Genomic DNA, 26,041 nt, shown 5'->3' on the forward strand with positions numbered 1-26,041 from the left:
AAACCATGAAGGGAGGTTGTCTTAGGTGGCTAAATCAGATAATCAAGTAAAAAGTCCTAAAACATTGCTTATTGTGCTTATGGCCGGGTTATTCCTGGCGATCTTGAACCAAACGCTTCTTAACGTGGCGATGCCGCACTTAATGACCGAGTTCGGTGTGAGTGCGACGACGATTCAGTGGCTGACGACCGGGTACATGCTGGTCAACGGCGTTTTGATTCCGTTATCGGCCTTCTTAATTACCCGGTTCGGGCAGAGAAGCCTCTTTCTCGTAGCCATGTTCTGTTTTACAGCGGGAACGTTAGTCTGCGGTATCGCGCCTAACTTCTCAACCATGCTGATCGGCCGGTTAATTCAGGCGGTCGGCGGCGGTATCCTGCAGCCGCTTGTCATGACAACCATTCTGCTTATCTTCCCGCCTGAAAGCAGGGGGAAAGGAATGGGGATTTTCGGTCTTGCGATGATGTTTGCTCCTGCGGTCGGCCCGACTCTTTCCGGCTGGATCATTGAGCATTACACATGGCGCATTATGTTCTACGGCCTTGTTCCGATCGGGGCGATCGTTATTATCGTAGCGTTTTTCCTATTTAAGAACTTGGTGGAACCGCAAAAAATCAAACTCGACAGCTTGGGTGCGATCCTATCCATTGTCGGATTTGCTTCATTGCTTTACGGAGTCAGTGAAGCGGGCAGTGACGGCTGGGGCGATCCGATCGTTCTGTCTACTGTCATTGTCGGTATCATCGCGATTGCCGCGTTTGTCATTCAGCAATTGCGCTCTGAAAAACCGATGCTCGACTTCCGGGTATTTAAATATGATATTTTCTCACTTTCCAGTGTGATTAACATCATTATTACCGTTGCGCTTTACACAGGAATGTTCCTGCTTCCGATTTACCTGCAGAACTTAGTCGGCTTTACGGCGCTGCAATCGGGTCTCTTGCTATTGCCGGGCGCGATTGTCATGCTGATCATGTCGCCGATTTCCGGTATTCTGTTTGACAAAATCGGTCCGAGACCGCTTGCGATCATCGGGCTGGTCATCACGGTCGCAACGACATTCCAGTATACAAAATTGACAATTGACACACCTTATACGCATATCATGCTTGTCTATGCTATCCGCGCATTCGGTATGTCACTGTTAATGATGCCTGTTATGACAGCCGGGATGAACCAGCTTCCGGCACGATTGAACAGCCACGGCACGGCGATGAGCAACACGCTCCGCCAGATCAGCGGTTCAATCGGAACAAGTTTGATCACAACTATTTATACGAACCGTACGACTATGCATTATTCGCAGATTGCGGATAAAACGAGCACGGCTGATCCAAGCTTCATGCAGTCGTTCCAAAGCGAGGTTTCGAATTTAATGGTCAACATGAACATGTCGCTTGATGCGGCGAAACAAACCGTTTATTCATATCTCTACAAAACAGCTTCACTTAATTCCAATGTTATGGGGATTAATGACGCGTTTATGTGGGCGACGATTTTTGCGGTTATCGGCGTAGTCCTGAGCCTGTTCTTGCGTGACGTACGGAAAGACAAACAGCGGGCGAAGAAAAAAGAGGAGCTGTCATTGCTTCCGGCCCCTAAAGAAGTGAAGGAATCTTAATCATCTGAATGGGAGGTTTCCTGAATGAAAATTTACGTAGTGTACGATAGTGAAGGCGAACACACAAAACACCTTGCCGAAGCCATTGCGGAAGGAGCAAGAGAAAACGCTGAGGCTGAAGTCTTGATTGACCATGTCGATCAAGCCGACATCCGCAAGCTGAAAGATATGGATGCCATTATCTGGGGTTGCCCCGGACACTTTGGCACTATCAGTTCAGGCTTAAAAGCGTGGATCGACAAACTCGGCTACCTGTGGGCTGAAGGCGAGCTGATTGATAAAGTCGGCGCTGTATTCTGCACGACGGCGACAACGCACGGCGGATTAGAAATGACTATGCACAATCTGATTACTCCTATGTTTCACCAAGGCATGATTGTTGTCGGCCTTCCCGGAAACGTCCCTGAAAACGCTCTGTACGGCTCTTACTACGGCGCAGGCGTCACATGCCCGGTTGACAGCGATGTGCTGATGACGGAAGAAGGCCTTCAATTAGGCCGCGCGCTTGGCAGACGTGTCAGCCAGGTTACAGGTAATTTAACAGCCGGACGACAGTAAGGAGAGGGTTATATGGCCATTATTATAGCGGTTATTGCTGCTGTCATTGTAATTGCACTTCTTATCACATTCAATGTCCGCAGCACTGCTGCAGGGCAGAATGTCAAAGAAGAAACCAGAGAAGCGATCGGCACTGCAGCCGAACAGCCGGAAAAGCATGATCCGGCCAAGGAACGCTCAGCCGAGCATGTTCCCGTCGTTGTAAAATCTGAAGCTCCCCGTGAGAAAAAGAATACAATGGGCGATGATGTGTACCGTCAGGCGCTTCAGAAGTTTAAGGCTTCTGAAACGGATCAGGAAACAAATGATCCCGAAAGCGGCGGCAAAATGCAGGATAGCAGCTATCGTGATGCGCTGCTCTCCTTAAAAAACAAAAAGAAGTAACGGAAAAGGCAAATCTGCGTAAGAGCGGATTTGCCTTTTTTTATTGCGGATATTGTCATTCGTCATGATCTAGTGTACTATGTTACTCATACACTGGATCCGAATGGAGAGAAAAAAGAATGACATCGTTTTTAGGTTTGCTGAAAAAAGATGCGAAGGTTTCATGGGTCTGGCTCGCGGTTTGGCTTTGCGTCATGATTTGCTGGGCGCTTACAGCCCACGTAATCGCTGCCCGACAGAAAGAACCGCTCGTCATTTTCGGCTTTTTTGCGGCAATGGGGTTTTTTCAATTTCTTGTGGCGCCGCTTTTTATGTACTATCACCTCCATAAGGAAGGGAAAAATCAGCTGTGGCTTTACAATCCGAATGGCGGGTTTTATCTGCTGGCTTCCAAGCTGACGGCCTCACTGCTGTATCAGTTTATCGGACAGCTGGGGCTGACCGGCTACGGCATTTGGATGTACCGGATGCTTTCTGCAAAAGGAGTCCTTGAACAGCCCGTTCCCCTTGCCGGCACAATTACCGGACTGAATGCTTATCTGCTGATCAGTTCAGCGTACTTATCTGTGATTGTAGCCGTATTTTGGACTGTTTTTCACTCGTTAAAACATTTTCCCGTCCTCCGTTGGGTGATCTGCATCGTGCTTGCCGCAGTATGGTCTTATATTGACGATAAAATCATTACGCCTTTCACTTCATCTCAACATCATTTATGGCCGGTAAAAGTGTATGCGGATTTTGATTTTCACTATACAAAATTGGCCGGCTGGAAGATGGAGCTGACGGCCGTCCACTTCTCGCTTTTCAGCTTCCTTGCCGTGATCGTGTTTGCGGCGGTTTGTCTCGCGCTGGCCTCTATGCTGCTGAATCGCAAGGTTGAGGTGTAATGATGGAGCATGAATTTCAGTCATCTAAGCCGATTTATCTGCAGATTGCCGACCGTGTATATTACCGGCTGATCCGAAGTGAGCTTTCGCCGGGAGACAAATTGCCGTCCGTTAGAGAGATGGCCTTACAGATGAAAGTGAATCCGAATACGATACAAAGAGCATACAGTGAAATGGAAAGGCTGGGGATCGTGGAAACGAAAAGAGGACAGGGAACCTTTATAGCAGAAAGACCTGATCTGAAAGCAGAGCTGAAAGACCGGCTGACAAAAGACGTATTCAAACGCTTTATTCAGGAAATGGCGGAGCTGGGGCTATCTGCTGAAGAAATGCTCGACGGGATCAAACAATATGCGGAGGAAGCAAACGATGAATCTTGATTTTGAACACGTAACAAAAAAATACGGCCGCAGGCTCGCGGTCAGTGATGTCTCATTTTCATTGTCTCCGGGTAAGATCTACGGAATATTAGGGCCGAACGGAAGCGGTAAATCAACAACGCTGAAAATGCTTGCCGGGCTTGCGTTCCCGACCGCGGGCACCGTCCGGATCGGAGGCCGTGCCGTAAGCCGGAACATGCTTCTTCGTACGGCTTATTTAACCGAACATGATATGTTTTTCGCCCGGACGACTGTCAGCGATATGCTCACATTTTATCATTCACAATTCCCGGATTTTCAGCTGGAAAAAGCACACGGCCTATTATCGGAAATGAATCTCTCAGCGGAGCAGAAGATAAAAGAGCTGTCCAAAGGCAGCCGGGGCAGGCTGAAAATCGTCCTGGCCCTGTCGAGAAAAGCATCCGTTATTCTGCTGGATGAGCCGTTTTCCGGCCTGGATCCGGCGGTCAGGGAATCGATTGTCAACAGTCTCGTATCTTATATTGATTTTGACAGTCAGATCGTAGTCATCGCCACACATGAGATTGATGAGATTGAGACGCTGTTAGACGAAGTGATGGTGTTCAGAAAAGGGAAAATCGCTGAACAGCGCGAGGTCGAAGAAATTCGCGAGCAGGAAGGAATGTCCGTGCTTCAATGGTATAAAAGCGTCATGCAGAAGCACGAAAAAGAAGGGGGATTCTAATTGGAAACGGTATTGGAACTGCAACAGGTAAAGAAAACGATAAAAGGACGAACGATTATTCATGATCTGAGCTTTTCCGTCCGGGCGGGCGAAGTGTTTGGGTTTTTAGGGCCGAACGGAGCGGGGAAAACCACTACGATCAGAATGATGGTCGGATTAATGAAACTGTCTCATGGAGACATCGTAATCTGCGGGGAATCCATTACGAAAAACTATTCAAAAGCGGTCAGGCACATCGGAGCCATCGTGGAAAACCCGGAGCTGTACAAATTCCTGAGCGGTTATAAAAACTTACAGCAGTACGCAAGGATGGTAAAAGGCGTTACGAAAGAAAAAATAGATGAGGTCATCGAGCTCGTCGGATTACAGGACAGAATACATGACAAAGTAAAAACCTATTCTCTCGGGATGAGACAGCGCCTCGGTCTCGCCCAAAGCCTGCTGCATAATCCTAAGGTTCTGATTCTGGATGAACCGACAAACGGCCTTGATCCCGCAGGCATCAGGGAAATCAGGGACCATCTGAAAAAGCTGACACGCGAAAAAGGGATGGCGGTCATCGTCTCAAGCCATCTGCTGTCAGAAATGGAGTTAATGTGCGATCGAATCGGCATTCTGCAAAAGGGGGAGCTTGTCGACATACAAAAGGTAAGGGATGAAGGAAAAGAGGATAAAGATACATACTTCTTTCATATTGAACAAAGAGAAGAGGCACTTGCCGTTCTGAGTCAGATTGAATGTGTTAAGAAGACAAACGGCCTTGATATCAAGCTGTCAAAACAGGAAGTGCCTGATGTGATATCACTGCTCGTCCGTGAAAACATCCGCTTATATGAAGTGAAAATCATCACAAAATCTTTGGAAGACCGTTTCTTGGAAATAACCGGCGGGACGAAAGAGGAGGTTCAATATGTTTAACCTGATCTATAATGAATGGATTAAAATTTTCAGCCGTGTCGGCACGTGGGCAATGATTGTGATTTTAGGCGTTGCGATGATCGGCTTTGCGCTTCTCTCAAACCACTTTACCACCGACGAAGCCAATCCGAATTGGAAACAAGAGCTCCAGGCTGAAAACAAAGAAATGAAACAGCAGATGAAGGAGACCGGAAATCAGACTCTCATTGATAATCTGAAACAGAATATCGCGATAAATGAATATCGCATTGATCATAATATCCCGAAAGATACAGGGTACACAGTGTGGTCATACGTAGCTGATTCAGCGATGATGACTGTTTTGACCGGCCTGTTTACGATCATCATTGCCGCAGGCATCGTGGCGAATGAGTTCAACTGGGGGACGATCAAGCTCCTGGCTATCCGCCCGCTCAGCCGTTTTCAGATTTTGCTTTCTAAATATATGACGGTGCTGCTGTTCGGGCTGCTGATGCTTGTAATTTTATTTGCCGGCTCCGCTCTGTTGGGATTACTCTTTTTCGGCACAAGCGGAGACACAGCCGCTAACGTTCATCTCGTCTACAAAGACGGCCAAGTTTTTGAGCAAAATATCATCGCATTTCTGGCGAAAACATACGTATATGAATCTGTCTCGGCCTTTATGCTTGCGACGATGGCGTTTATGCTGTCCGCAGTATTCCGGAACAGTTCGTTAGCGGTCGGATTCTCTATTTTTCTATTGGTTATGGGAAGCACGGCGACTGTATTTCTCGCTGCGAAATTTGAATGGGCAAAATATATTTTATTTGCCAATACGGATTTATCGCAATATATGAATGGGACTCCTTTAGTAGAGGGGATGACGATGACATTTTCTGTTGTGATGCTTGTGATTTACTTCATTATTTTTCTGGCGCTCGCATTCGGCGTCTTCTTAAAACGGGATATTGCTACCTGATATAAAAAGCTGTTTTGCCTTTGCAAAACAGCTTTTAAATTAAAAAAACCTGCCGGCTTACACCGGCAGGTTTTTTAAGACATTTATGCTTTTGTTACGTTAGCAGCTTGTGGTCCGCGGTTTCCTTCAACGATTTCGAAAGAAACAGATTGGCCTTCTTCTAAAGTTTTGAAGCCTTCGCCTTGAATAGCAGAGAAGTGAACGAATACATCGTCTTGACCTTCTACTTCGATGAATCCGAATCCTTTTTCAGAGTTGAACCATTTTACTTTACCTTCTAACATGAAATTTCCTCCTAAAGCGACATAACGCTTAAATTCACTATTCTTGCTCTTAAACAAACTTCCAAGACGAAAACTCTTACAAAACTTTCTTCTTAAAGATAGTTCGAACAAAAATAATTACCTTTACTCTACCAGTAATCCGGAGAAAAAACAACTGCTAAATGTAACTTTTTTTGAAATAACATTATTTAAGGCGGAACAACCTGGTGCGGAAAGCCGATCTGAGACTGAACAGCACATTTTCAGCTGGTAAAAGCCGCATTTCACCTTGTGAAGGAAGCAATTGACAACCCTTTTTTTAATCGGTATTGTTAACTTAATCATAGCCCGAATGCATGGTGCAGCTTTTGCACATAACAATAGATAGGGAGTAGGTCATCTTGAACCTGCGGCTTATAAACAGTCTGTTTCTCTTCATCGTGATCATGTCACTTACTTCATGCCATTCCCCCGCGGGGAATCGGACAATTACTATCGGAATCAATGAATCTGATCAAATGATCTGGGATTTTGTCGCAAAAAAAGCAAGAGAGAAAGGGTTGAATCTTTCATTGGCTACGTTTTCGGATTATGCGGAGGCCGATTTGGCACTTGCCGGCGGAGATCTCGATGCCAATGCGTTTCAAACCGTTTCTTATTTTAAATCCCTGCCGCCTAATGTGAAAAAGAAGCTGGCCCCTTTAGGAACGACATATGCGGCGTCGATCGGGGTGTATTCCAAGCAGTATAAACAGCTGGAGGATATACCGGACGGCGCGGTCATTGCCGTGCCTGACGAAGCGGCGGCCTTCGGCAGAGCGCTCTTTCTCATGCAGGAGGCCGGGCTGATTACATTGAAAAAAGGATTCAACGGGACGGGTTCAGCAGATATGATCAAGGACAACCCGAAACGTCTGATCTTAAAAACAGAAACAGAAAAGAACGCATTTCAAGCGGCGGAACATGCTGACGCAGCAGTTCTCAGTCAAAGTGATGCGAAAAAAGCAGGATTTCATGCGGAGAAGGACGCGCTGATCCGATCGGCGCAGTTGAAGGAAGCGTATATTCATCTGATCGCCGTCAGAGCTGAAGATAAAGATGATGAGCGGATGCAAACACTCCTGTCTTTGTATCAATCAGATGATACCGCGGCGTTTATTGAAAAAGAATATCAGGGCAGTCTGGTTCCCGTTTTCCTGCCGGGCAGCAGCGTTCTCACTGAAAAGAAAGAATGATTCCCCTTGCGGCGGTCATTCTTTTTTTTCAGTGCTGCACACTTGATTGCGTCCTGATGTTTTTGCTTTGTACAGCAGCCGGTCTGCGATCAGAGGCAATGTCTGCGGATCCGCCGTATTTGTCGGATAATGCGCGATGCCGAGGGAAACGGTCACGGGAATTGTATCTCCGCTCGTTAAAAGAATCGGGTTCCCGTCAATAGCCTGTCTGATTTCTTCTGCGAGATGAAGCCCTTTTTTATATGTGCAATTCGGTATAAGCACGGCAAATTCTTCGCCGCCGATCCGGGCTGACGTATCAGAGCCGCTGATTAAGAACCTCAGCCGCGCCCCCAGTTCCTTCAGCACTTGATCACCTTCATAATGGCCGTATTGATCATTGATCTGTTTAAAGTGATCAATATCAAAATAAATAAGCGCGAGCTGAGATGAGGCGGATTGAGACGCCCGGTCGTAAAGAACGCGCGAGACTTCCTCAAATTTTCTCTTATTAAAAATTCCTGTCAGAAAATCATAATTCGCTTGAAACTTGTATTGCTTGAATAAAAGGCGGGCATCGGCTTCGTGTTTGATGATATACAGTGACAGCATTCCGCCCACGGTGGAAATGAGCCAATAATAAACGAGGGCCATGGCAGGCTGCTGTTCAGGCATAAGTAACAGCATCGTCAAGGTGAAAATAACGTTTGAGAAAAGCAGCATAACGAACGCCTTTTTGCGATCCGGCTTTTTTCCTCTGAGGACGGCTACAGAAAGAATCGCAATCATCCCGACTGCGGCGATGGAAAAAATGGCGCTGGCATTGAAATTGATCAGTATCCGGCCTGCGACGATAATCATAAAGGCAGCTGCCGTAGACACCCAGCCTCCGTAAAGAGCGGCAATGATAATGGGGATATTTCTGAGATCAATGATGGAATCGGAGTAAGAAAAGCCGAAAGCAATCAGAAAAACCCCTAAAAGCCCGCAGGCCGTCCCCTTTAGTAATTGAAACATCGGACGGTCTTCTTTATGCGAAAGCGACTCTTTAAAAAGAAGGGTGAAGAGATAATTAAATGTGATTAAAATCGTCAAATTAAGAAACAGTTCCTTCAGCATAACAATCACCCTTTTATAAGTTACTAAAGAAAGGGTGGAAAGAAAAGAGAAAAGTCTATAAAAATACATATATTGTCAATCCTTACTTGACCGATCGGAATTGATATAATATAGTGTTAAAGGATAATGAACAAGGGAGTGTTTACCTGTTTTGGAGAATTTATTTGTTGTCTTACATGTTTTCATCATGCTTTTGCTTATAGCAGGTCTTTTTGTGATGCAAAAAAAACACGTTTCCTTTTCTAAACGTGTCTTTACCGCGCTCGGATTAGGCATTGTATTCGGTTTTGCACTGCAATTGATTTACGGGCCGGCTTCACATATCGTTACACAAACGGCCGATTGGTTTAATATCGCCGGCGGCGGTTATGTTAAATTGCTTCAGATGATCGTCATGCCGCTCGTCTTTATTTCCATTCTCGGCGCATTTACGAAGCTGAAGCTGACCCATAACATCGGAAAAATCAGCGGCCTGATCATCGGAATTTTAATCGCCACGACAGCAATTGCCGCGGCAGTCGGAATTGTTTCGGCGCTTTCCTTTGATCTGAAGGCCGTTCATATCGACCAGGGGAGCACTGAGTTATCAAGAGGACAGGAGCTGCAGCAAAAATCTGAGGATATGACGGCCAAAACGCTGCCGCAGCAAATCGTTGAACTCCTGCCGGCGAATCCGTTTCTTGATTTTACGGGGGCAAGACCGACTTCCACCATCGGAGTTGTTATTTTCGCCGCTTTTCTCGGCATCGCTTTCCTCGGAGTGAAACGGAAGCAGCCGGAGCACGCTGCGACATTCAGCGGAATTGTCGATGCGGTTTACGCGATTATTATGCGAGTCGTTACATTAATTTTAAGGCTGACGCCTTACGGGGTATTGGCGATTATGACAAAAACGATCGCGACAAGCGACATAGACAGCATTGTGAAATTGGGCATGTTTGTTATCGCTTCATACGCCGCGCTTATCGTCATGTTTATCATTCACTTGCTGCTGATCACGTTCAGCGGTTTAAATCCGGTCACATATGTGAAAAAAGCATTTCCGGTCATGGTATTTGCCTTTACGTCACGTTCAAGCGCAGGGGCTTTGCCGCTCAATATTAAAACACAAAAAAGCATGGGCGTACCGGAAGGAATTGCGAACTTCGCAGGTTCATTCGGCTTATCGATCGGCCAAAACGGCTGTGCCGGCATTTACCCGGCGATGCTTGCGATGATGATTGCGCCGACGGTGGGGCAAAATCCGTTTGAACCGGGATTTATCATTTCCGTCATCGCGATAGTGGCAATCAGTTCATTCGGTGTAGCAGGCGTAGGAGGCGGCGCGACATTTGCGGCCCTTCTCGTCTTATCCGCTTTAAACATGCCTGTTGCGCTTGCCGGATTGCTCATTTCAATTGAGCCGTTAATTGACATGGGGCGCACTGCCTTAAATGTCAGCGGCAGCATGACCGCGGGACTGTTAACAAGTAAAATGACGAAGGAAACCGATACCTCGGTTTACAATGATTCTTCCATCGTCATTGAAGCTGAAGAAGCTTAACTAAAGCCTGCCATTGGCACATAAGTTTGTTGTACAGCCACACTACATGGCTGGCCTCATAAAAATAAAATTCTCGACCTTAAAAAGCCTTAACTTCACCCGGAAGTTAAGGCTTTTTTAGTGAGAAGAAAGACGTTGCCGCTGCATTAATTGTCTGTTCCCCAGACTGCACTCCGATAATTTTCCGGATCAGTGTCTCCTTCAGTATAATCACTAAGTTTTGAGCCCAATGCTATCAATGTAATTCCGTCATTAGCGACATTTCCAGTTGATTTACATGATCAAGAAGCCGGGTACGATGCACAGATGATGGCCCGCATCTGTCCAACGGCTATGATTTTTGTTCCAAGTATAGAGGGTATCAGCCATAACCCTAAAGAGTACACGAAAGATCATCACCTTGCAGCAGGTGCCAATGTGTTATTAGATGTCGTTTGTGATCTATCGTCTGACTAATATCAAGATCAATTTATAGCTTCGATGATGGATGGAGCCTTACGGTTAAACAAGATGTCTGTTATGGCAATGTTAACGAATGAAGGATTTTTTTAGCTCACCGAGTCCAAAACCGGCGGGAAAATCTTTTTAAGGATTAAAGAACCCACGAATCCTTACTATACAAGGATTCATGGGTTTTTTTACTGATTTCCGGGTTCGATTTCTTCCAGCATATTCATCACGGTGCTGTCATTTAAAACATTTACCGCGCTTTCTTCAAAGTGAATCGGCTCCGTATAGTGAGGCTTTGCCGAAGTTTCTTTTCGGCGGTCTGTCTGTCCGTCTGTATGGCTCCGGCTGTGTTCATGAGACGAAGATGATGAGCCGGAGTGATTACGGGAAGTCTGCTCATGCTGCTGGCCGCCGGATTCCCCGCCGAAAGCCTGTTTGATCAGATCGGCAGGCTGCATAGAGCCGGTTTGTGAGTGCTGGGCTTTGTCTGTATGCTGCTGGCCGCCGGATTCCCCGCCGAAAGCCTGTTTGATCAGATCGGCAGGCTGCATAGAGTCGGTTTGTGAGTGCTGGGCTTTGTCTGTATGCTGCTGGCCGCGGGATTCCCCGCCGAAAGCCTGTTTAATCAGATCAGCAGGCTGCATGGAATGAGCGCCATCCTTATGCTGCATTTGGCCTGAAACCATTTCGGTGATTTTGCGGCGGATTTCCGGTGATAAAGCTGTGATCAAAAGTGATGATCCGATCAGCAGCGCTGTCGGGCTGATGCCTTTTTTTTGTCTGAACAAGTTAAATCCCTCCTCATTCAATTGATTACGCTTATCTTTTCCTTTGCTTCTGAAATTTATCCAAGCCGCGCAAAGCAAACGGCGTGCATAAATCCCGCCGATTAGAAAAACCTATACGTAAAGTGAGAAAGGAGGAATTCACATGATAAAAAAACAAGCAGTTATTTCTGCCCTTCTTCTGCCGATGCTGATTACCGCAGGGTGCAGCATGGGGAACCAGGGAGAAGGAAAACGAAATCACGACCGTACCCAGAATGTAAATTACCGCAACACGCCTAATGACGGTGCGACAAATATGAATACAGTGAACCGTCATAACCAAAACACTACTGATCATAATAACAACCGTAACCTGAGAGTAGCTGATAAAGCCGCAGACAAGGTGACTGATCTGAAAGAAGTTAAAAATGCAACTGTGATCGTTGCCGGAAACAGCGCTTATGTTGCCGTTGTTTTGACAAACGGGCAAAAAGGCGCCATCGCCAACCATTTAAAACAAAAGATTACCGATAAAGTGAAATCAGCCGATAAACATGTCCGGACAGTATATGTATCAGCAAACCCGGATTTCGTTGAACGTATGCAAGGCTACGGAAAACGAATCAAAAACGGCCACCCTGTATCCGGTCTGTTTGATGAATTCGGTCAAATGGTGCAGCGTGTATTCCCAAATCCCAATAAATAAATGAATTTGAAAAAGCCGCATTCTGCTGCGGCTTTTTTATTTTATCTGCCGTCACGCCCCGACGCTTAGGCGCATAAGGTAAAGAATGAGATGAAAATTGAAGGATCGGGGAGGGAGCTTGTTTGCGTGACGGCATGGGGAAACGGGCGGCATTCACTCTGATCCTGTGCGGAGTCCTTGTCATATTGGCTGTCAGTTCAGCCGTTTCAGTAAGTATGATGTACGTCCTGTCAGGCCAAAACAGCCGCTCTGTTCCGACGAAGGAACAAGTGACTGAACACATGAATAAAGAAATTTACAAACATACAGCGATTTACTATACGGCGGATGAAAAGCCGCTGCTGGATCTGACCAAGCTTACGCTAGACTACGCAAAGCGTATCAGCCAAATCATTGTCGGCTATAAAGGAACAGCGCCCCTTGAACTCATTTTCTTTTCGGATGAAGCTGAAATTGAGCAATATTCAGGATTGAAAAATGTAGTCGGTTTTTATTCAGAGCAGGAGCAGATGATAGGGCTTTTGCCTGATGAGAAAAAACAGCTTTTGAAAAAAGATGAGCTGGCTGTTTTTATGTATAAGCAATTAATTATACATGAATATACGCACTATGCGTTTCATCAAAAAACACGTCAAATGGGGACCGCCACGTCTGTATTTCCGCTTTGGTTTCATGAGGGGCTGAGCGAGTGGGTCGCGCATTATGATGTAGTCATTGATCCGATTACATTTTCCGTCGTGCCGTTTGATCAATTAACGACCGACCGAAAATGGCAGAAATCGCGTACGGAATATGAGACGGATGTGTATTTGCAAAGCTTCTATATGATAAAGGATTTAACCGATACATTCGGAGAAGGCATTATTTTAACTATTATTAATAAAACCGCCGAAACACAGGATTTTGAAAAAGGCTTTAAAGCGGCTACAAAAGAAAGCCTGAAACGCTTTGAACATGATTTCACAAAAGCATATGAAAAAAAGAAAACGGCATTGGAGAGACAGGTATCCAACGCCGTTTCTTAAATCAATGCAGGTTTTGCTGCTGCTGTCCCGTTTGTCCTTTAGTCGGAGGCATCTGCGGCTGCCCCTGCGCCGGCGCAAAGGAATTCAGCATGGCCTGCATATCTTGTGCATTGAGCTGAGGAACCTGATAATAACCGTGTTTGTTTTGGTATAAGAAGATTTCATAAGCCATTTCAACGTATTGCTGAATTTGAGCGGAGAGCACTCTTCTTGTCACAGGATTGGTCATTTCAAGCGAGCTCATCGTCAAGAGAGAAGCTTGTGCTTTAATCAGGCCGAGCATATGGCCGCTTATCCCGAGATCTTTGACATCACTTAATGATTGATTCGGTTTTTTCGGCTGTGTCGGTTTTATACCGTACACGGCTTGATTCTGTTCCTTCATCATATATGTCGAAGTTTCCTGGGAAGGCTTTTGTCCGGTCTTAAAGCATTCTGCCGTCAGATTATAGAGTCCGAGAATGAATTGGTACTGGCGATCAAGGATATCGGCCAGCTGCTGATCCTGTATAAACTGTCTGAGCATCATAAATTGATCCAAAACACCGACTGTTCCGGCCAGTACTTCATGCATATCGAAAAGCTCATGTCCTCCGTGATTCACTTGCGGTGAACCCGGCATCCCCTGATTTACTGGCGGCTGCTGCTGATTCTGCTGCTGTTCCACTGGTTGTTTTCCTCCTTCATGTCAAATCATCATTAAGATGTGAAGAAAGCCGATCCGTTATACATCAAGTCCTGATTCGTTACATGGGGATTATTTACTATTTTGCTCCAATGAAGACAATCTTTACAAAAAAGTGATGTGATTTTTAAGAAAATAAGCTAACGTATTTCTTAGAAGACAAGGGGGGAAATAAATGAAGAAAAAAAGGTGTATGCGTCAGTGGTTCTGTTTGCTGGCGGTTTGTTTTATGATTTTCAGCGTGAAAGATGCGGAAGCTATCGGACAAGCCGGTCTTCCGAATGAATCTGGAACGGATAAGGCAGATAAAGAACAGCAGACAGAAGACCCCGGCCGTGTCCCGCTCAGAATCATCAGCATGAATGATCTGCACGGAAAAATTGATCAGCAATATGAGCTGGACCTTAACGGAGACGGTAAACCGGACGGCACCTTCGGCCGGATGGATTACGCTGCGGCGTATATTAAAAAGGCGAAAGCCGGGAAAGAAAACGCCCTTGTGGTGCATGCGGGCGATATGATCGGGGGCAGTTCCCCTGTGTCAGCCCTTTTTCAAGATGAACCGACAGTTGAACTGATGGAAGACATCGGTTTTGATGTCGGGACTGTCGGCAACCATGAATTCGATGAAGGAACAAATGAGCTGATGCGGATCATCAATGGAGGAGATCATCCGGACGGTAAGGGGACAAGCGGTTATGACGGCCAAAATTTCCCGCTCGTTTGCGCCAACTGTAAACTGAAATCAGGGGAGTCCTTTCTGCCGCCGTATGAAATCAAATACGTGTCCGGAATTCCGGTCGCTTTTATCGGGGTTGTAACAAGATCGGCAGCGGGCATGGTCATTCCGGACGGCATTAAAAATATCACGTTTACCGATGAGGTAAAGGCCGTAAATGAAGCCGCCGCCGATCTGAAGAAGAAAGGAATTAAAGCAATCGCAGTGCTAGCCCATATGTCTGCTGAACAAAATGGCACTGCAATCACGGGAGAATCCGCAAAGCTGGCCGACGGGACAGACTCGGAGATTGATGTGATTTTCGCCGCGCACAATCACAAAGTCGTAAACGGGGAAGTCAACGGGAAGCTGATCGTGCAGGCATTTGAATACGGAAAAGCAATCGGAATCGCCGATCTCGAACTTGATAAAAAGTCGAAGGATATCGTAAAAAAATCAGCGGAAATCCAATACATCGATCAAAGTAAAATGAAGCCTGACCCAGCAGCGGCAAGCATATTAAGCAAATATGAAGAGAAAGTGAAACCGATTGTCAGCGAAGTGGTCGGGGAAGCGGCCCATGAAATAACGGGCGGCTATTCAAATGACGGGGACACGGCGCTCGGAAATCTGATTGCCGACGGTATGAAAGCCAAAATGAAATCCGATTTTGCGCTTATGAATGGCGGCGGCATCCGGGACAGCATAAAAAAAGGGCCGATCACATGGGGAGATCTTTATAATATACAGCCGTTCGGCAATGTACTGACGAAGCTTGAAATCAAAGGGAAAGATCTGCGGGACATCATCAATGCGCAAATTTCCCCGGCTTACGGCCCGGATTACAGCATCAGCGGATTTTCTTATACATGGAACCCGGAAACCGGAAAAGCGGTTGATATGAAAATGGCGGATGGGACAGACATACAGCCCGAAAAGGTATATACATTAACAGTCAATGATTTTATGGCAACCGCAGCCGGGGCAAAGTACGGCCCAATTGGGAAACTAGGGAAACATCCGGTGACGGGGCCGGAGGATTTGGAAGCGACAGTAGACCATGTCAAAAGCTTTTCAGCTCCGATTACTTATCAATCCGAGGGCCGCATCCGCACAGCATCAGAAACCGAATCACCTGATGACACCGGAAACCCGCCGGGGAGAGTGGAAACACCCGGAGGCAGCAAACCTGGTAACGGAGAAAAACCCGATCCGGCAGAAAAACCCGCTAAAGAAGATAAACCTGCTGCGGCAGAACAGCCTGATCAAACTAAAAAACCTGAACGTCCTGTCATAGAAGAAACAGCTTCTGACACCGTGCAACCAATTCCTGAAGCCCGCGCTGCGCCGGCTCCAAATCTGGAACAAAGCACAAAACAGACTGAAAGCGGCACACAAAAAGGCCGCCCATTGCCTGATACTTCAGCGGGCAGCCATCAGACGGCACTGGCCGGCCTGGTGATTACGGGTGCAGGCGTATTTTGGCTTTACAGAAAGAAAAGGAGAACCCGCACCCCATGAACAAACTGAAACACATTCCGCTTCTTGTCATCATCATCGGTGTCATCATCACATGTTATGGAAGCTGGAAGATCGTCGATTCACATATGAAAACAAACCAATCGCTTGAAGAAGCAAAAAAAGCGGCAGAACCTGTCCTGGCAAAGAAAGAAACAAAAAGCGCCGTGCTGGCACAACGCAAAAAAGAATTTCACCCTAAAACAGGTGAAGCAAGCGGTATTTTAGAAATCCCTGCAATCGACGCTGAACTCCCGATTGTGGAAGGGACTGACGCAGATGATTTAGCAAAAGGCGTGGGACATTACAAAGACAGCTATTATCCGGATGAACACGGCCAAATTGTATTATCCGGCCACAGGGACACGGTGTTCCGCCGGACCGGCGAACTGAAAAAAGGAGACAGACTGAACGTGATTTTGTCTTACGGCACGTTTTCTTATAAAATCAGCCATACAAAAATCGTCAGCCGGGATGATACGTCTGTCATTACCCTTCAGCACGAGCGGGAGGAACTGATCCTGACCACTTGCTACCCGTTTTCTTATATCGGAAATGCGCCGAAACGATATATTATATATGCCGACCCGGTTTAAGAGAAATACGTTTCGGCAAAGTGGGCCAGATCAGCCGGCATCGGCGCTTCGGCAACAATTTCTTCTCCGGAGATCGGATGGATGACACTGACCTTTTTGGCGTGAAGCGCCTGTCTGTGAAACAGCGCCCGGCTGCCGCCGTACAGCTCATCTCCCGCTAACGGATGGCCGATGCTTGCCATATGCACCCTGATTTGATGTGTTCTTCCGGTTTCCAATTCAAGCTCGACCAGTGAAAGCCGTGCGCCGGGATGATAGCCTTTCACTTTGTAACGGGTGACGGCGGCTTGTCCGCCGGGTGAGACGCGCCGTCTGACGGAATGTGACCTGTCACGGCCGATCGGAGAATCAACCGTGCCTTTTTTCGGCTTCACTTTTCCCTCCGCCGCGGCGATATAAGTGCGTTTTAATGTTTTGGTTTCGAGCTGACGGTCAAGGATTGCGTGAGCCAGCCGATGTTTAGCGAAAACGACCGCACCTGACGTGTCCCGGTCAAGACGGTGAACGTGGCGCACTTTCGCCTGTTCGCCGTTGATTTGAAAATGATAAGCGATCAGGTTGCTGAGGGTTCCGGTCTGGCCCTCTTCATTCGGATGAGTCGGCATTCCCGCCGGCTTATTTGCAATCAGCATATGACTGTCCTCAAATAAAATTTCCGCTTCCCCATATTCCGGAATCACCGAAGAATCCGTTTTTTCCTGAAGATCAATGAATAGGCGGTCTCCGGTTTTCAGTATGATGTTGTTTTTGGGAGATGTTCGATTTACTTGAATGCTTTCTTGGTTCATCCATTCAGTTATCACGGGTTTTGACGCCTGAAATTCTGATTTCAGGACAGAAAACAGCCATTGTCCGGCGTGTTTTTCCGTAATCAGAAGTTCCAGCCCGCGGTCATTTTGTTTCATATCATAAAGCTCCTTTTCAAGCGGAAAGCGGCTGTTTCAATAGGAAACACTTACCTTAGCTTTCGCGTTTTTTTCTATGCTATTCTTGATAAAGATTAAGGATATTCACATGGCAAGAAAGGTGATTGATGTGAGAATTGTGAACGCAGCGACTGACGGACAAGAAAGCGTAATACAAGAGCTTTCCTCTGAATTGTTCCAAAATGTCTTTCCTCTTTATTTCCCCGAACTGGAAATTCAGCGCTTTAAAAAAAGGGGCGTATTATCTTTACAAAACCAACTTTACCAAGGAACTTTAAAAGAAGCGTTTCAAATTATGGCTTGTCTGCAAACGGTACATATCATGCTGTCAAAGCCGCACCGGGTATATGATGCCAAAGAACGGGCGCTGTTTAATAAAAATTGTGCTTTGCTGAATGATTGCGGGATGAATTTTCCGTTTACTTATGATGATTTTCAGACAGGGGCCGGATCAGAAGCCTGCGGTTACAGAAGGCTGATCTGACGGTTGAAAAGAGCCTTTTTACAGGCTCTTTTTTGCTTCTTTGACATGATACCATAATTTCTTTCCTCTAACTCCCTTTATAATGAGACAAACCCCCGAGCATAATAAATGTCGAAAGGGGTGCTTTACAATGAGTTCAATCAAACAATCAATGACTACCCACGTGGCTACCGTTTCTCCTAACCAAACGATTCAGGAAGCGGCTGCGCTGATGCATCAGCATAATGTCGGAGCGATTCCCGTCGTTGACGGAGGAGAGTTAAAAGGAATGCTGACAGACCGTGATATCGCATTGAGAACAACGGCTCAAGGCCGTGACGGCCAAACACCTGTTTCACACGTGATGTCTTCTAAAGTGGTATCCGGAAATCCGGAGATGAGTCTTGAAGAGGCGTCACATCTGATGGCCCAACACCAAATCCGCCGCCTTCCCATTGTCGATCAAAATCATCTGGTCGGGATCGTTGCGCTTGGAGACTTAGCGGTCGATCAGCGTTCAAATGAGTCTGCGGGAGCAGCTCTTTCTAATATTTCCAGCCAAAACACACAGTAACGGATGAAGAGAGCTTGCACTGAATGCAGGCTCTTCTTTCCGTCCGAATGTTACATTTTGAACGCGAAAGACATTCAAGGTATAGTGTATACATAAGTCAGTACGATTAGCTAAAGGAGCTGTAAACAGTGATAAAAGCATTGATCTTTGATTTTGACGGGTTAATTTTAGATACAGAAACCCACGAATATGAAGTGCTGCAGGAAATGTTTGAAGAACACGGATCGACATTGCCTTTATCCGTCTGGGGAAAGGTGATCGGAACGGCTGCGGGGTTTAAGCCGTTCGCCTATTTAGAGGAGCAGCTGGGAAGAAAGCTTGATCATGACGAACTGACGGCGATCAGGCGCGGGCGCTTCGAACAGCGGATGAAGACGGAAACGGCGCGTCCCGGGGTTGAGGCTTATTTAGCCGCGGCAAAAGAATTAGGATTGAAGGTGGGGCTCGCTTCAAGCTCGGATTTCAAATGGGTGTCGGGCCATCTGAAGGAATTAGGTCTGTTTGATGAATTTGAAGTGATTCAGACCGCCGACGACGTAGAGGAAGTGAAGCCGAATCCGGAGCTTTATCTGAAAGCGGCGGAACATTTAGGCGTTGAACCGTCTGAATGCCTTGCCTTTGAGGATTCCGTCAACGGCTCAATCGCAGCCAAACGCGCCGGTATGAAATGTGTCATCGTGCCGAATAAGGTAACGGGCGCTCTGTTGTTTGAAGAATACGATCACAGACTGGAATCAATGGCGGAAATGGAACTTGAATTACTTTTACAGCGATTGAACAATCAAAACGAACCGGCAGGGGGAAACAGCATTGTCTGAGAAACTTGATCTGACCCGTTTTGAAAAGAAAATGGTCATACGGAATATGGAAGAAAAAGATATCAACAAAATTATTGAGCTGCAAAAAGATTGTTTCCCGGGGATGGAGCCATGGGAGCCTGAGCATTTAATCAGCCACCTCGCGCATTTTCCGGAAGGTCAGTTTTGTGCGGAGTATGAAGGGGAAATTATCGGCTCATGCTCCAGCCTGATCATCAACTTCGATGAATATGATGACCGCCACACATGGCAGGACATTACAGACGACGGTTATATCACGAATCACAACCCGGACGGGCTGAACTTGTACGGGATTGAAGTGATGGTCCATCCGGCATACAGACGGATGAAGATCGGACATCGGCTGTATGAAGCGAGAAAAGACCTGGCGAGACGATTGAATCTAAAAAGCATCATTATCGGCGGACGGATTCCGAATTACCATAAGTATGCGGAAGAAATGACGGCGAGAGCCTATGTTGAACAGGTAACGCGCCATCAGATTTATGATCCGGTGCTTTCCTTCCAGCTGATGAACGGATTTACGCTTATGCGGATCAATCCGAATTATCTTCCGGATGACACCGCGTCCATTAAATACGCGACATTAATGGAATGGAACAATGTCGACTACCTTCCGCAGTCGAAGCGCTATTACAAATCGGCATTTCCGGTGCGCATTTGCGTCATTCAATATGAAATGAAAAAGATTTATTCCTTCGAGGAATTTGCCAATCAGGTTGAATATTATGTGGACGTGGCTTCCGATGCGAGATCTGATTTCGCGGTGTTCCCGGAGATTTTCACGACGCAGCTGATGTCTTTCCTTGAGGAGCGTTCTCCGAGTCTGGCCATTCAGAGGATTACCGAATATACCGAGGACTATATCAGCCTCTTTACAGACCTCGCGGTGAAATACAATGTCAACATTATCGGCGGTTCCCACTTCGTTGAAGAAGAGGGGAAAATTTATAACATCGCCTACTTATTCAGACGTGACGGCACGATTGAAAAACAATATAAGCTTCACATTACGCCGAATGAGCGGAAATGGTGGGGCATCAGCGCCGGAGACAGGGTGCGCGTATTTGATACGGACTGCGGAAAGATCGCCATTCAGATCTGCTACGATATTGAGTTTCCGGAGCTTGCGAGAATTGCCGCGGATCAAGGGGCGAAAATTATCTTTACGCCGTTCTGTACTGAAGACCGCCAAGGCTACTTGCGCGTAAGGTACTGCTCTCAGGCGAGGGCGGTTGAAAATCAGATTTACACCGTCATCTCAGGCACGGTCGGAAACCTGCCGCAAACAGAAAATATGGATATTCAGTACGCACAGTCAGCCATTTTTGCGCCGTCTGATTTTGAATTCGCCAGAGACGGAATCGTCGGTGAAACGAATCCGAATATCGAAATGGTCGTTATCGGGGACGTCGACCTTGAAATTTTAAGAAGGCAGCGTGAAAACGGAACCGTGCGCCAGCTGAAAGACCGGCGCAAAGACATTTACCGGATTACGCATCTTAAATAAAGAAAGCCCGCTCCGCTTAGGGGGCGGGTTTTTTTATAAAAACACTTGCACTGCCCCCTGTTTCGGGATATGCTCTTGTAGCCCTTTCGCTTTCTGGGAGAAAGCGTTTTTTATTTGCCGCCGCTTTGTTGACTCGCCTGTGCTGCGCCTTTATATTCTTATTAAGAGGAAAACTTCACCAAGAAAATCGGCGTCAGAAGCCGGGCAGCTTTCGATACAGTGCAATGATATTGAAAGGGAGATGAGCGGTGTGGAACATGTACAAAAAAATCAGTCACTCAAACAAAAGGATAAAGAGCTGATTTGGCACGCGATGAAAGGGGCGGAGCCGGATGACAGCATAATCGTCCAAAAAGGGGAAGGCGCCTGGGTTATGGATATTGACGGCAGGCGGTATTTGGACGGCATGTCAGGACTGTGGTGCGTCAATATCGGATACGGGAGAAAGGAACTTGCCGATGCGGCCTACAGCCAATTGAAAGAGCTTCCTTATTATCCGCTGACCCAAAGCCATAAACCCGCGATTGAACTTGCGGAAAAACTGAATGAATGGCTCGGCGGCGATTATGTAATCTTCTTTTCCAACAGCGGATCGGAAGCAAATGAAACCGCGTTCAAAATTGCCCGCCAATACCACATTGAAAACGGCGATCACAGCCGCTTCAAATTCATCTCCCGATACAGAGGCTATCACGGCAATACGATGGGGGCGCTCGCCGCTACCGGCCAGGCGCAGAGAAAATACAAATACGAGCCGCTCTCACAAGGATTTTTACATGTGGCGCCGCCTGATCTTTATCGGAATCCCGCCGATGCTGACACTTTGGAAAGCGCACATGAAATCGACCGGATCATGACGTGGGAGTTAAGCGAAACGATTGCGGGCGTTATTATGGAACCGATTATAACAGGCGGAGGGATACTGATGCCTCCGGACGGGTATATGGCGAAGGTAGAGGAAATTTGCCGCCGCCACGGCGCGCTTCTGATCAGTGATGAAGTCATTTGCGGTTTCGGCCGCACGGGAGAGCCGTTTGGATTTCAGCATTACGGCGTCTCGCCGGACATCGTCACAATGGCAAAAGGCATCACGAGCGCTTACCTGCCGCTGTCGGCGACGGCAGTGAAACGGGAGATTTTTGAGAAATACTCGGGCGGGGAGCCGTACGGCCGCTTCCGGCACGTGAATACATTCGGAGGCAATCCGGCAGCCTGCGCCCTCGCTTTGAAAAACCTGCAATTGATGGAGGACGAAAATCTGATCGCCCGTTCCCGGGAGCTTGGGGAAAGGCTGCTCCGGGAGCTTCAGCCGCTCAGAGAACATCCCGCGGTCGGAGATATACGCGGAAAGGGCCTTCTCACAGGCATCGAGCTTGTAAAGGACAAAATCACGAAGGAACCCGCTGATGCCGCCGCTGTGCAGCACGTCATCACCTCGTGTAAGAAAAAAGGCCTGCTTGTCGGGAAAAATGGTGATACTGTTGCGGGGTATAATAATGTCATTCAGCTGTCACCGCCTTTTTGCCTGACTGACGAAGAGCTTTCTTTCATCATTTCGACCGTCAAGGAAAGCGTGCTGAGCATTGATATTTAATGTAAAGGAGTAAAACATGAGTTTTCACAACCAGCAGATTTTACCGGCTATCCGGAACATGAAGCAATTCGATGCATTTTTAGAAAGTCCGTTCTTATACGGCGTCATTTTAGATATTCACCTCGGTCAATTAAAAGGTGTCGTGAATGAAGCGAAAAAACACGGAAAACACCTGATGATTCACGTCGATTTAATTCACGGTATTAAACATGATGAATACGGTGCGGAGTTCATTTGTCAGGACATTCGGCCCGCTGGCATCATTTCGACGAGATCCGCGGTCATCGCCAAAGCGAAACAAAAGAAAATATATGCGATCCAGCGTCTGTTTCTCTTGGATACAAGCGCCGTGGAAAAGAGTATGGAATTCGTCGGTAAGCATAAGCCCGACTTTATCGAGGTTCTCCCGGGCATCGTTCCGACTTTAATCCGGGAAATTAAAGAGATGACGGGGATACCGATTTTTGCCGGCGGCTTTATCCGCACGGAGCAGGACGTTGAGAACGCCTTGCAGGCAGGGGCTACGGCCGTGACGACTTCAGACACCGATCTATGGGCTAAATATGAACATTCTATGACAAAAAAAGATTGACACCGCTTACACCCGTTGTTACAATAGACCTAGGTTAATACTATGTGATGGAGACCCGGAGACCCACAACAGCTCTTTACGAAAGGCAATAAAGCGTAAAGCGGTTTGTTGTGGGTTTTTTATTCTCTATAACTCTGTCAAACCTGCTATTTTGTCATTTAGGAGGAATGATGATGACAGCATTTTGGGGAGAAGTAATCGGTACAATGCTGCTTATTATTTTCGGCGGCGGCGTTTGTGCGGGAGTTAACTTAAAGAAATCGCTTTCATACCAATCCGGATGGATTGTTGTTGTATTTGGCTGGGGGCTGGGCGTAGCCATGGCGGCATATGCTGTCGGCGGTATCAGCGGCGCTCACTTAAATCCGGCTTTAACGATAGGCCTTGCGCTTGAAGGCAGTTTTCCTTGGAAAGACGTCCCTGTTTATATCGCGGGACAGATGATCGGAGCAATGATCGGTGCGGTGATTGTGTATCTTCATTATCTGCCGCATTGGAAGGCGACGGATGATCCGGCCGCTAAACTGGGCGTTTTCTCAACCGGACCGAGTATTCCTCATACATTTGGGAATATGATAAGTGAAGTCATTGGTACATTTGTGCTTGTGCTCGGCATTTTGGCAATCGGAGCGAATGAATTTACAAAAGGGCTGAACCCGCTGATTGTCGGATTTCTCATCGTTGCCATCGGAATTTCTCTTGGAGGAACGACAGGGTATGCGATCAACCCTGCGCGGGATTTGGGGCCTAGAATCGCGCACGCCTTTCTGCCGATTCCGAAAAAAGGGCCTTCAAATTGGAAATATGCCTGGATTCCCGTTCTCGGTCCGATCATGGGCGGTGCGTTCGGCGGCGTATTTTACAATGCCGCGTTTAAAGGGAATGTGACACTTAGCTTTTGGTTTGTAAGCGTTATAATGGTTATAGTGCTTTTCATACTCTATATTTACACCAAAAAATCTCAATCACAGAAAACATTATCAAATTCTAAATATATTTAAAAAGGAGAGCGGCATCATGGAGACCTATATTTTATCAATTGACCAAGGCACAACAAGCTCAAGAGCGATTCTTTTTAATAAAGAAGGAAAAATCGTGCATTCCGCTCAAAAGGAATTCACACAGCATTTCCCTCAGCCGGGCTGGGTGGAGCACAATGCGAACGAAATCTGGGGAACGGTGCTCGCCGTTATCGCGACTGTTATCTCCGAGTCCGGGATCAGCGCTGATCAAATTGCCGGAATCGGCATCACGAACCAAAGGGAAACGACGGTCGTATGGGATAAAGACACCGGAAAGCCGATATACAATGCGATTGTATGGCAGTCAAGACAAACATCCGGCATTTGCGAAGAGCTTCGTGAAAAAGGATACAGTGATACATTCAGACAAAAAACGGGGCTTTTGATCGACCCTTATTTCTCAGGAACGAAAGTCAAATGGATTCTTGACAATGTAGAAGGCGCGCGGGAAAAAGCGGAAAACGGAAATCTTCTGTTCGGAACGATTGATTCATGGCTCATCTGGAAAATGTCCGGAGGCGCGGCCCACGTAACGGATTATTCCAATGCTTCAAGAACGCTGATGTTTAATATTCATGAATTAAAATGGGATGACGAACTGCTTGACATTTTAGGTGTGCCAAAATCCATGCTGCCTGAAGTGAAACCGTCTTCTCATGTGTACGCGAAAACGGTTGATTATCATTTCTTCGGTAAAAATATTCCGATTGCGGGAGCGGCCGGAGATCAGCAGTCAGCGCTGTTCGGTCAGGCGTGCTTTGAAGAAGGCATGGGGAAAAACACATACGGCACAGGCTGCTTTATGCTCATGAATACCGGAGAAAAAGCCATTACTTCAGAGCACGGCCTGCTGACAACAATTGCCTGGGGATTAGACGGAAAAGTTGAGTATGCGCTGGAAGGAAGCATCTTTGTCGCAGGTTCTGCCATTCAATGGCTGAGAGACGGCATGCGGATGTTCCAGGATTCGAAAGAAAGCGAGACATACGCAGAGCGCGTGGATTCCACTGACGGTGTTTATGTCGTGCCCGCTTTTGTCGGATTAGGCACACCGTACTGGGACAGTGACGTACGCGGCTCAGTATTCGGCCTGACACGCGGAACGACGAAGGAGCATTTTATCCGGGCTACGATTGAATCTCTCGCATATCAGACGAAAGATGTTCTTGACGCTATGGAGGCTGATTCAGGCATCTCTTTGAAAACATTGCGTGTAGACGGCGGAGCGGTAAAAAATAATTTCCTTATGCAGTTCCAAAGCGACTTGCTTGATGTTCCGGTCGAACGTCCTCAAATTAATGAAACGACGGCGCTCGGTGCCGCGTATTTAGCCGGAATTGCTGTCGGCTACTGGAAGGACAGCAATGAAATCGCTGATCAATGGAATCTGGATAAGCAATTCAAACCGGAAATGGAAGATGAAAAACGCGAAGAATTGTACAATGGCTGGAAAAAAGCAGTAAATGCAGCTATGGCTTTTAAATAAGATAAAATTGTGGTATACTGAAAACAAGTTAATAGGA

The 26,041-nt window shown here is 46.9% G+C and carries 28 protein-coding genes; 23 read left to right on the plus strand and 5 right to left on the minus strand.

Going from position 1 to position 26,041, the window contains the following annotated elements; all coding sequences use genetic code 11:
• Positions 1-25 precede the first annotated feature (25 nt).
• The 8 genes from QRX25_RS04455 (at position 26) to QRX25_RS04490 (ending at position 6,394) form a co-directional block, all read left to right on the plus strand.
• Complete coding sequence (locus QRX25_RS04455) at positions 26-1,621, plus strand: MFS transporter (protein WP_065981017.1); 1,596 nt, start codon at positions 26-28, stop codon at positions 1,619-1,621.
• Between the two features lie 24 nt (positions 1,622-1,645).
• On the plus strand, positions 1,646-2,179 hold the full coding sequence (locus QRX25_RS04460; RefSeq protein ID WP_013351620.1) for an NAD(P)H-dependent oxidoreductase: 534 nt from the start codon (positions 1,646-1,648) through the stop codon (positions 2,177-2,179).
• Positions 2,180-2,191: 12 nt separating this feature from the next.
• On the plus strand, positions 2,192-2,563 hold the full coding sequence (locus QRX25_RS04465) for a hypothetical protein (protein ID WP_065981019.1): 372 nt from the start codon (positions 2,192-2,194) through the stop codon (positions 2,561-2,563).
• A gap of 119 nt (positions 2,564-2,682) precedes the next feature.
• Positions 2,683-3,450, plus strand: a complete 768-nt coding sequence (locus tag QRX25_RS04470) for a hypothetical protein (protein WP_212100774.1) — start codon at positions 2,683-2,685, stop codon at positions 3,448-3,450.
• Positions 3,451-3,452: 2 nt separating this feature from the next.
• Positions 3,453-3,830, plus strand: a complete 378-nt coding sequence (locus tag QRX25_RS04475) for a GntR family transcriptional regulator (RefSeq protein WP_115997868.1) — start codon at positions 3,453-3,455, stop codon at positions 3,828-3,830.
• Complete coding sequence (locus tag QRX25_RS04480; protein ID WP_212100777.1) at positions 3,820-4,536, plus strand: ABC transporter ATP-binding protein; 717 nt, start codon at positions 3,820-3,822, stop codon at positions 4,534-4,536. The genes QRX25_RS04475 and QRX25_RS04480 overlap by 11 nt, the downstream gene beginning before the upstream one ends.
• Complete coding sequence (locus QRX25_RS04485) at positions 4,537-5,454, plus strand: ABC transporter ATP-binding protein (RefSeq protein WP_212100780.1); 918 nt, start codon at positions 4,537-4,539, stop codon at positions 5,452-5,454.
• Positions 5,447-6,394 carry an ABC transporter permease gene (locus QRX25_RS04490; RefSeq protein WP_115997871.1) on the plus strand — a complete coding sequence of 316 codons (948 nt, stop codon included), beginning with the start codon at positions 5,447-5,449 and terminating at the stop codon, positions 6,392-6,394. Before QRX25_RS04485 ends, QRX25_RS04490 begins: the two co-directional genes overlap by 8 nt.
• 83 nt (positions 6,395-6,477) lie before the next feature.
• Here the strand turns inward: QRX25_RS04490 and cspB are convergent, their stop codons facing one another.
• Positions 6,478-6,678 carry a cold shock-like protein CspB gene (cspB, locus tag QRX25_RS04495; protein WP_003155376.1) on the minus strand — a complete coding sequence of 67 codons (201 nt, stop codon included), beginning with the start codon at positions 6,676-6,678 and terminating at the stop codon, positions 6,478-6,480.
• 380 nt (positions 6,679-7,058) lie between these two features.
• Between cspB and QRX25_RS04500 the strand changes: the two genes are divergently transcribed.
• Positions 7,059-7,892: a MetQ/NlpA family ABC transporter substrate-binding protein gene (locus tag QRX25_RS04500; protein ID WP_212100783.1), complete on the plus strand. Its 834-nt coding sequence runs from the start codon at positions 7,059-7,061 to the stop codon at positions 7,890-7,892.
• A 15-nt stretch (positions 7,893-7,907) separates the two neighbouring features.
• On the opposite strand, the gene QRX25_RS04505 is transcribed toward QRX25_RS04500, so the two are convergent.
• Positions 7,908-8,990, minus strand: a complete 1,083-nt coding sequence (locus QRX25_RS04505; RefSeq protein ID WP_115997873.1) for a GGDEF domain-containing protein — start codon at positions 8,988-8,990, stop codon at positions 7,908-7,910.
• 151 nt (positions 8,991-9,141) lie between these two features.
• On the opposite strand from QRX25_RS04505, the gene QRX25_RS04510 reads away from it, so the two are divergent.
• Positions 9,142-10,533 carry an L-cystine transporter gene (locus QRX25_RS04510; protein ID WP_081309493.1) on the plus strand — a complete coding sequence of 464 codons (1,392 nt, stop codon included), beginning with the start codon at positions 9,142-9,144 and terminating at the stop codon, positions 10,531-10,533.
• 243 nt (positions 10,534-10,776) lie between these two features.
• Positions 10,777-10,989 carry a M20/M25/M40 family metallo-hydrolase gene (locus tag QRX25_RS04515; RefSeq protein WP_373925696.1) on the plus strand — a complete coding sequence of 71 codons (213 nt, stop codon included), beginning with the start codon at positions 10,777-10,779 and terminating at the stop codon, positions 10,987-10,989.
• A gap of 182 nt (positions 10,990-11,171) precedes the next feature.
• Here QRX25_RS04515 and QRX25_RS04520 read toward each other — a convergent pair whose 3' ends face one another.
• Positions 11,172-11,771 (minus strand): hypothetical protein, encoded by a 600-nt coding sequence (locus QRX25_RS04520; RefSeq protein WP_212100786.1) that lies wholly within the window; start codon positions 11,769-11,771, stop codon positions 11,172-11,174.
• 142 nt (positions 11,772-11,913) lie between these two features.
• On the opposite strand from QRX25_RS04520, the gene QRX25_RS04525 reads away from it, so the two are divergent.
• Together QRX25_RS04525 and QRX25_RS04530 are read left to right on the plus strand one after the other, a co-directional pair.
• Positions 11,914-12,456: a YhcN/YlaJ family sporulation lipoprotein gene (locus QRX25_RS04525; RefSeq protein WP_065981027.1), complete on the plus strand. Its 543-nt coding sequence runs from the start codon at positions 11,914-11,916 to the stop codon at positions 12,454-12,456.
• A gap of 122 nt (positions 12,457-12,578) precedes the next feature.
• A complete protein-coding gene (locus QRX25_RS04530; RefSeq protein WP_065981028.1) occupies positions 12,579-13,481 on the plus strand; it encodes a hypothetical protein in 903 nt (300 codons plus the stop codon).
• A 1-nt stretch (position 13,482) separates the two neighbouring features.
• Here QRX25_RS04530 and QRX25_RS04535 read toward each other — a convergent pair whose 3' ends face one another.
• Entirely contained in the window at positions 13,483-14,148 is a 666-nt protein-coding gene (locus QRX25_RS04535) for a spore coat protein (RefSeq protein WP_212100789.1), read from the minus strand.
• A gap of 193 nt (positions 14,149-14,341) precedes the next feature.
• Here QRX25_RS04535 and QRX25_RS04540 point away from each other — a divergent pair, with 193 nt between their 5' ends.
• Positions 14,342-16,405 carry a bifunctional metallophosphatase/5'-nucleotidase gene (locus tag QRX25_RS04540; RefSeq protein WP_212100793.1) on the plus strand — a complete coding sequence of 688 codons (2,064 nt, stop codon included), beginning with the start codon at positions 14,342-14,344 and terminating at the stop codon, positions 16,403-16,405.
• Positions 16,402-16,998: a class D sortase, LPxTATN-specific gene (srtD, locus tag QRX25_RS04545; protein ID WP_212100795.1), complete on the plus strand. Its 597-nt coding sequence runs from the start codon at positions 16,402-16,404 to the stop codon at positions 16,996-16,998. The genes QRX25_RS04540 and srtD overlap by 4 nt, the downstream gene beginning before the upstream one ends.
• Here the strand turns inward: srtD and QRX25_RS04550 are convergent.
• On the minus strand, positions 16,995-17,903 hold the full coding sequence (locus tag QRX25_RS04550) for an RluA family pseudouridine synthase (RefSeq protein WP_212100798.1): 909 nt from the start codon (positions 17,901-17,903) through the stop codon (positions 16,995-16,997). The genes srtD and QRX25_RS04550 overlap by 4 nt on opposite strands.
• 109 nt (positions 17,904-18,012) lie before the next feature.
• Between QRX25_RS04550 and QRX25_RS04555 the strand changes: the two genes are divergently transcribed.
• From QRX25_RS04555 to glpK, 8 genes are all read left to right on the plus strand, one after another.
• Positions 18,013-18,408 carry a DUF5365 family protein gene (locus QRX25_RS04555; protein WP_065521797.1) on the plus strand — a complete coding sequence of 132 codons (396 nt, stop codon included), beginning with the start codon at positions 18,013-18,015 and terminating at the stop codon, positions 18,406-18,408.
• A gap of 130 nt (positions 18,409-18,538) precedes the next feature.
• Complete coding sequence (locus QRX25_RS04560; RefSeq protein WP_065981033.1) at positions 18,539-18,961, plus strand: CBS domain-containing protein; 423 nt, start codon at positions 18,539-18,541, stop codon at positions 18,959-18,961.
• A gap of 128 nt (positions 18,962-19,089) precedes the next feature.
• Entirely contained in the window at positions 19,090-19,779 is a 690-nt protein-coding gene (locus QRX25_RS04565; protein ID WP_065981034.1) for an HAD family hydrolase, read from the plus strand.
• Entirely contained in the window at positions 19,772-21,310 is a 1,539-nt protein-coding gene (locus tag QRX25_RS04570) for a bifunctional GNAT family N-acetyltransferase/carbon-nitrogen hydrolase family protein (RefSeq protein WP_013351641.1), read from the plus strand. Before QRX25_RS04565 ends, QRX25_RS04570 begins: the two co-directional genes overlap by 8 nt.
• A 241-nt stretch (positions 21,311-21,551) precedes the next feature.
• Positions 21,552-22,904: an aspartate aminotransferase family protein gene (locus QRX25_RS04575; RefSeq protein ID WP_212100801.1), complete on the plus strand. Its 1,353-nt coding sequence runs from the start codon at positions 21,552-21,554 to the stop codon at positions 22,902-22,904.
• Positions 22,905-22,920: 16 nt separating this feature from the next.
• The gene (locus QRX25_RS04580) at positions 22,921-23,496 is read left to right on the plus strand and encodes a glycerol-3-phosphate responsive antiterminator (protein WP_014469957.1); all 576 of its coding nucleotides are present in this window, start codon (positions 22,921-22,923) and stop codon (positions 23,494-23,496) included.
• Between the two features lie 173 nt (positions 23,497-23,669).
• Positions 23,670-24,497 (plus strand): MIP/aquaporin family protein, encoded by an 828-nt coding sequence (locus QRX25_RS04585; protein WP_212100804.1) that lies wholly within the window; start codon positions 23,670-23,672, stop codon positions 24,495-24,497.
• A 16-nt stretch (positions 24,498-24,513) separates the two neighbouring features.
• Complete coding sequence (gene glpK, locus QRX25_RS04590) at positions 24,514-26,004, plus strand: glycerol kinase GlpK (protein ID WP_065981036.1); 1,491 nt, start codon at positions 24,514-24,516, stop codon at positions 26,002-26,004.
• Positions 26,005-26,041 lie beyond the last annotated feature (37 nt).

Origin of the sequence: Bacillus sp. L381, from assembly GCF_030284525.1 — a bacterium.
In the GTDB taxonomy this organism is placed as follows: Bacteria; Bacillota; Bacilli; order Bacillales; family Bacillaceae; genus Bacillus; species Bacillus amyloliquefaciens.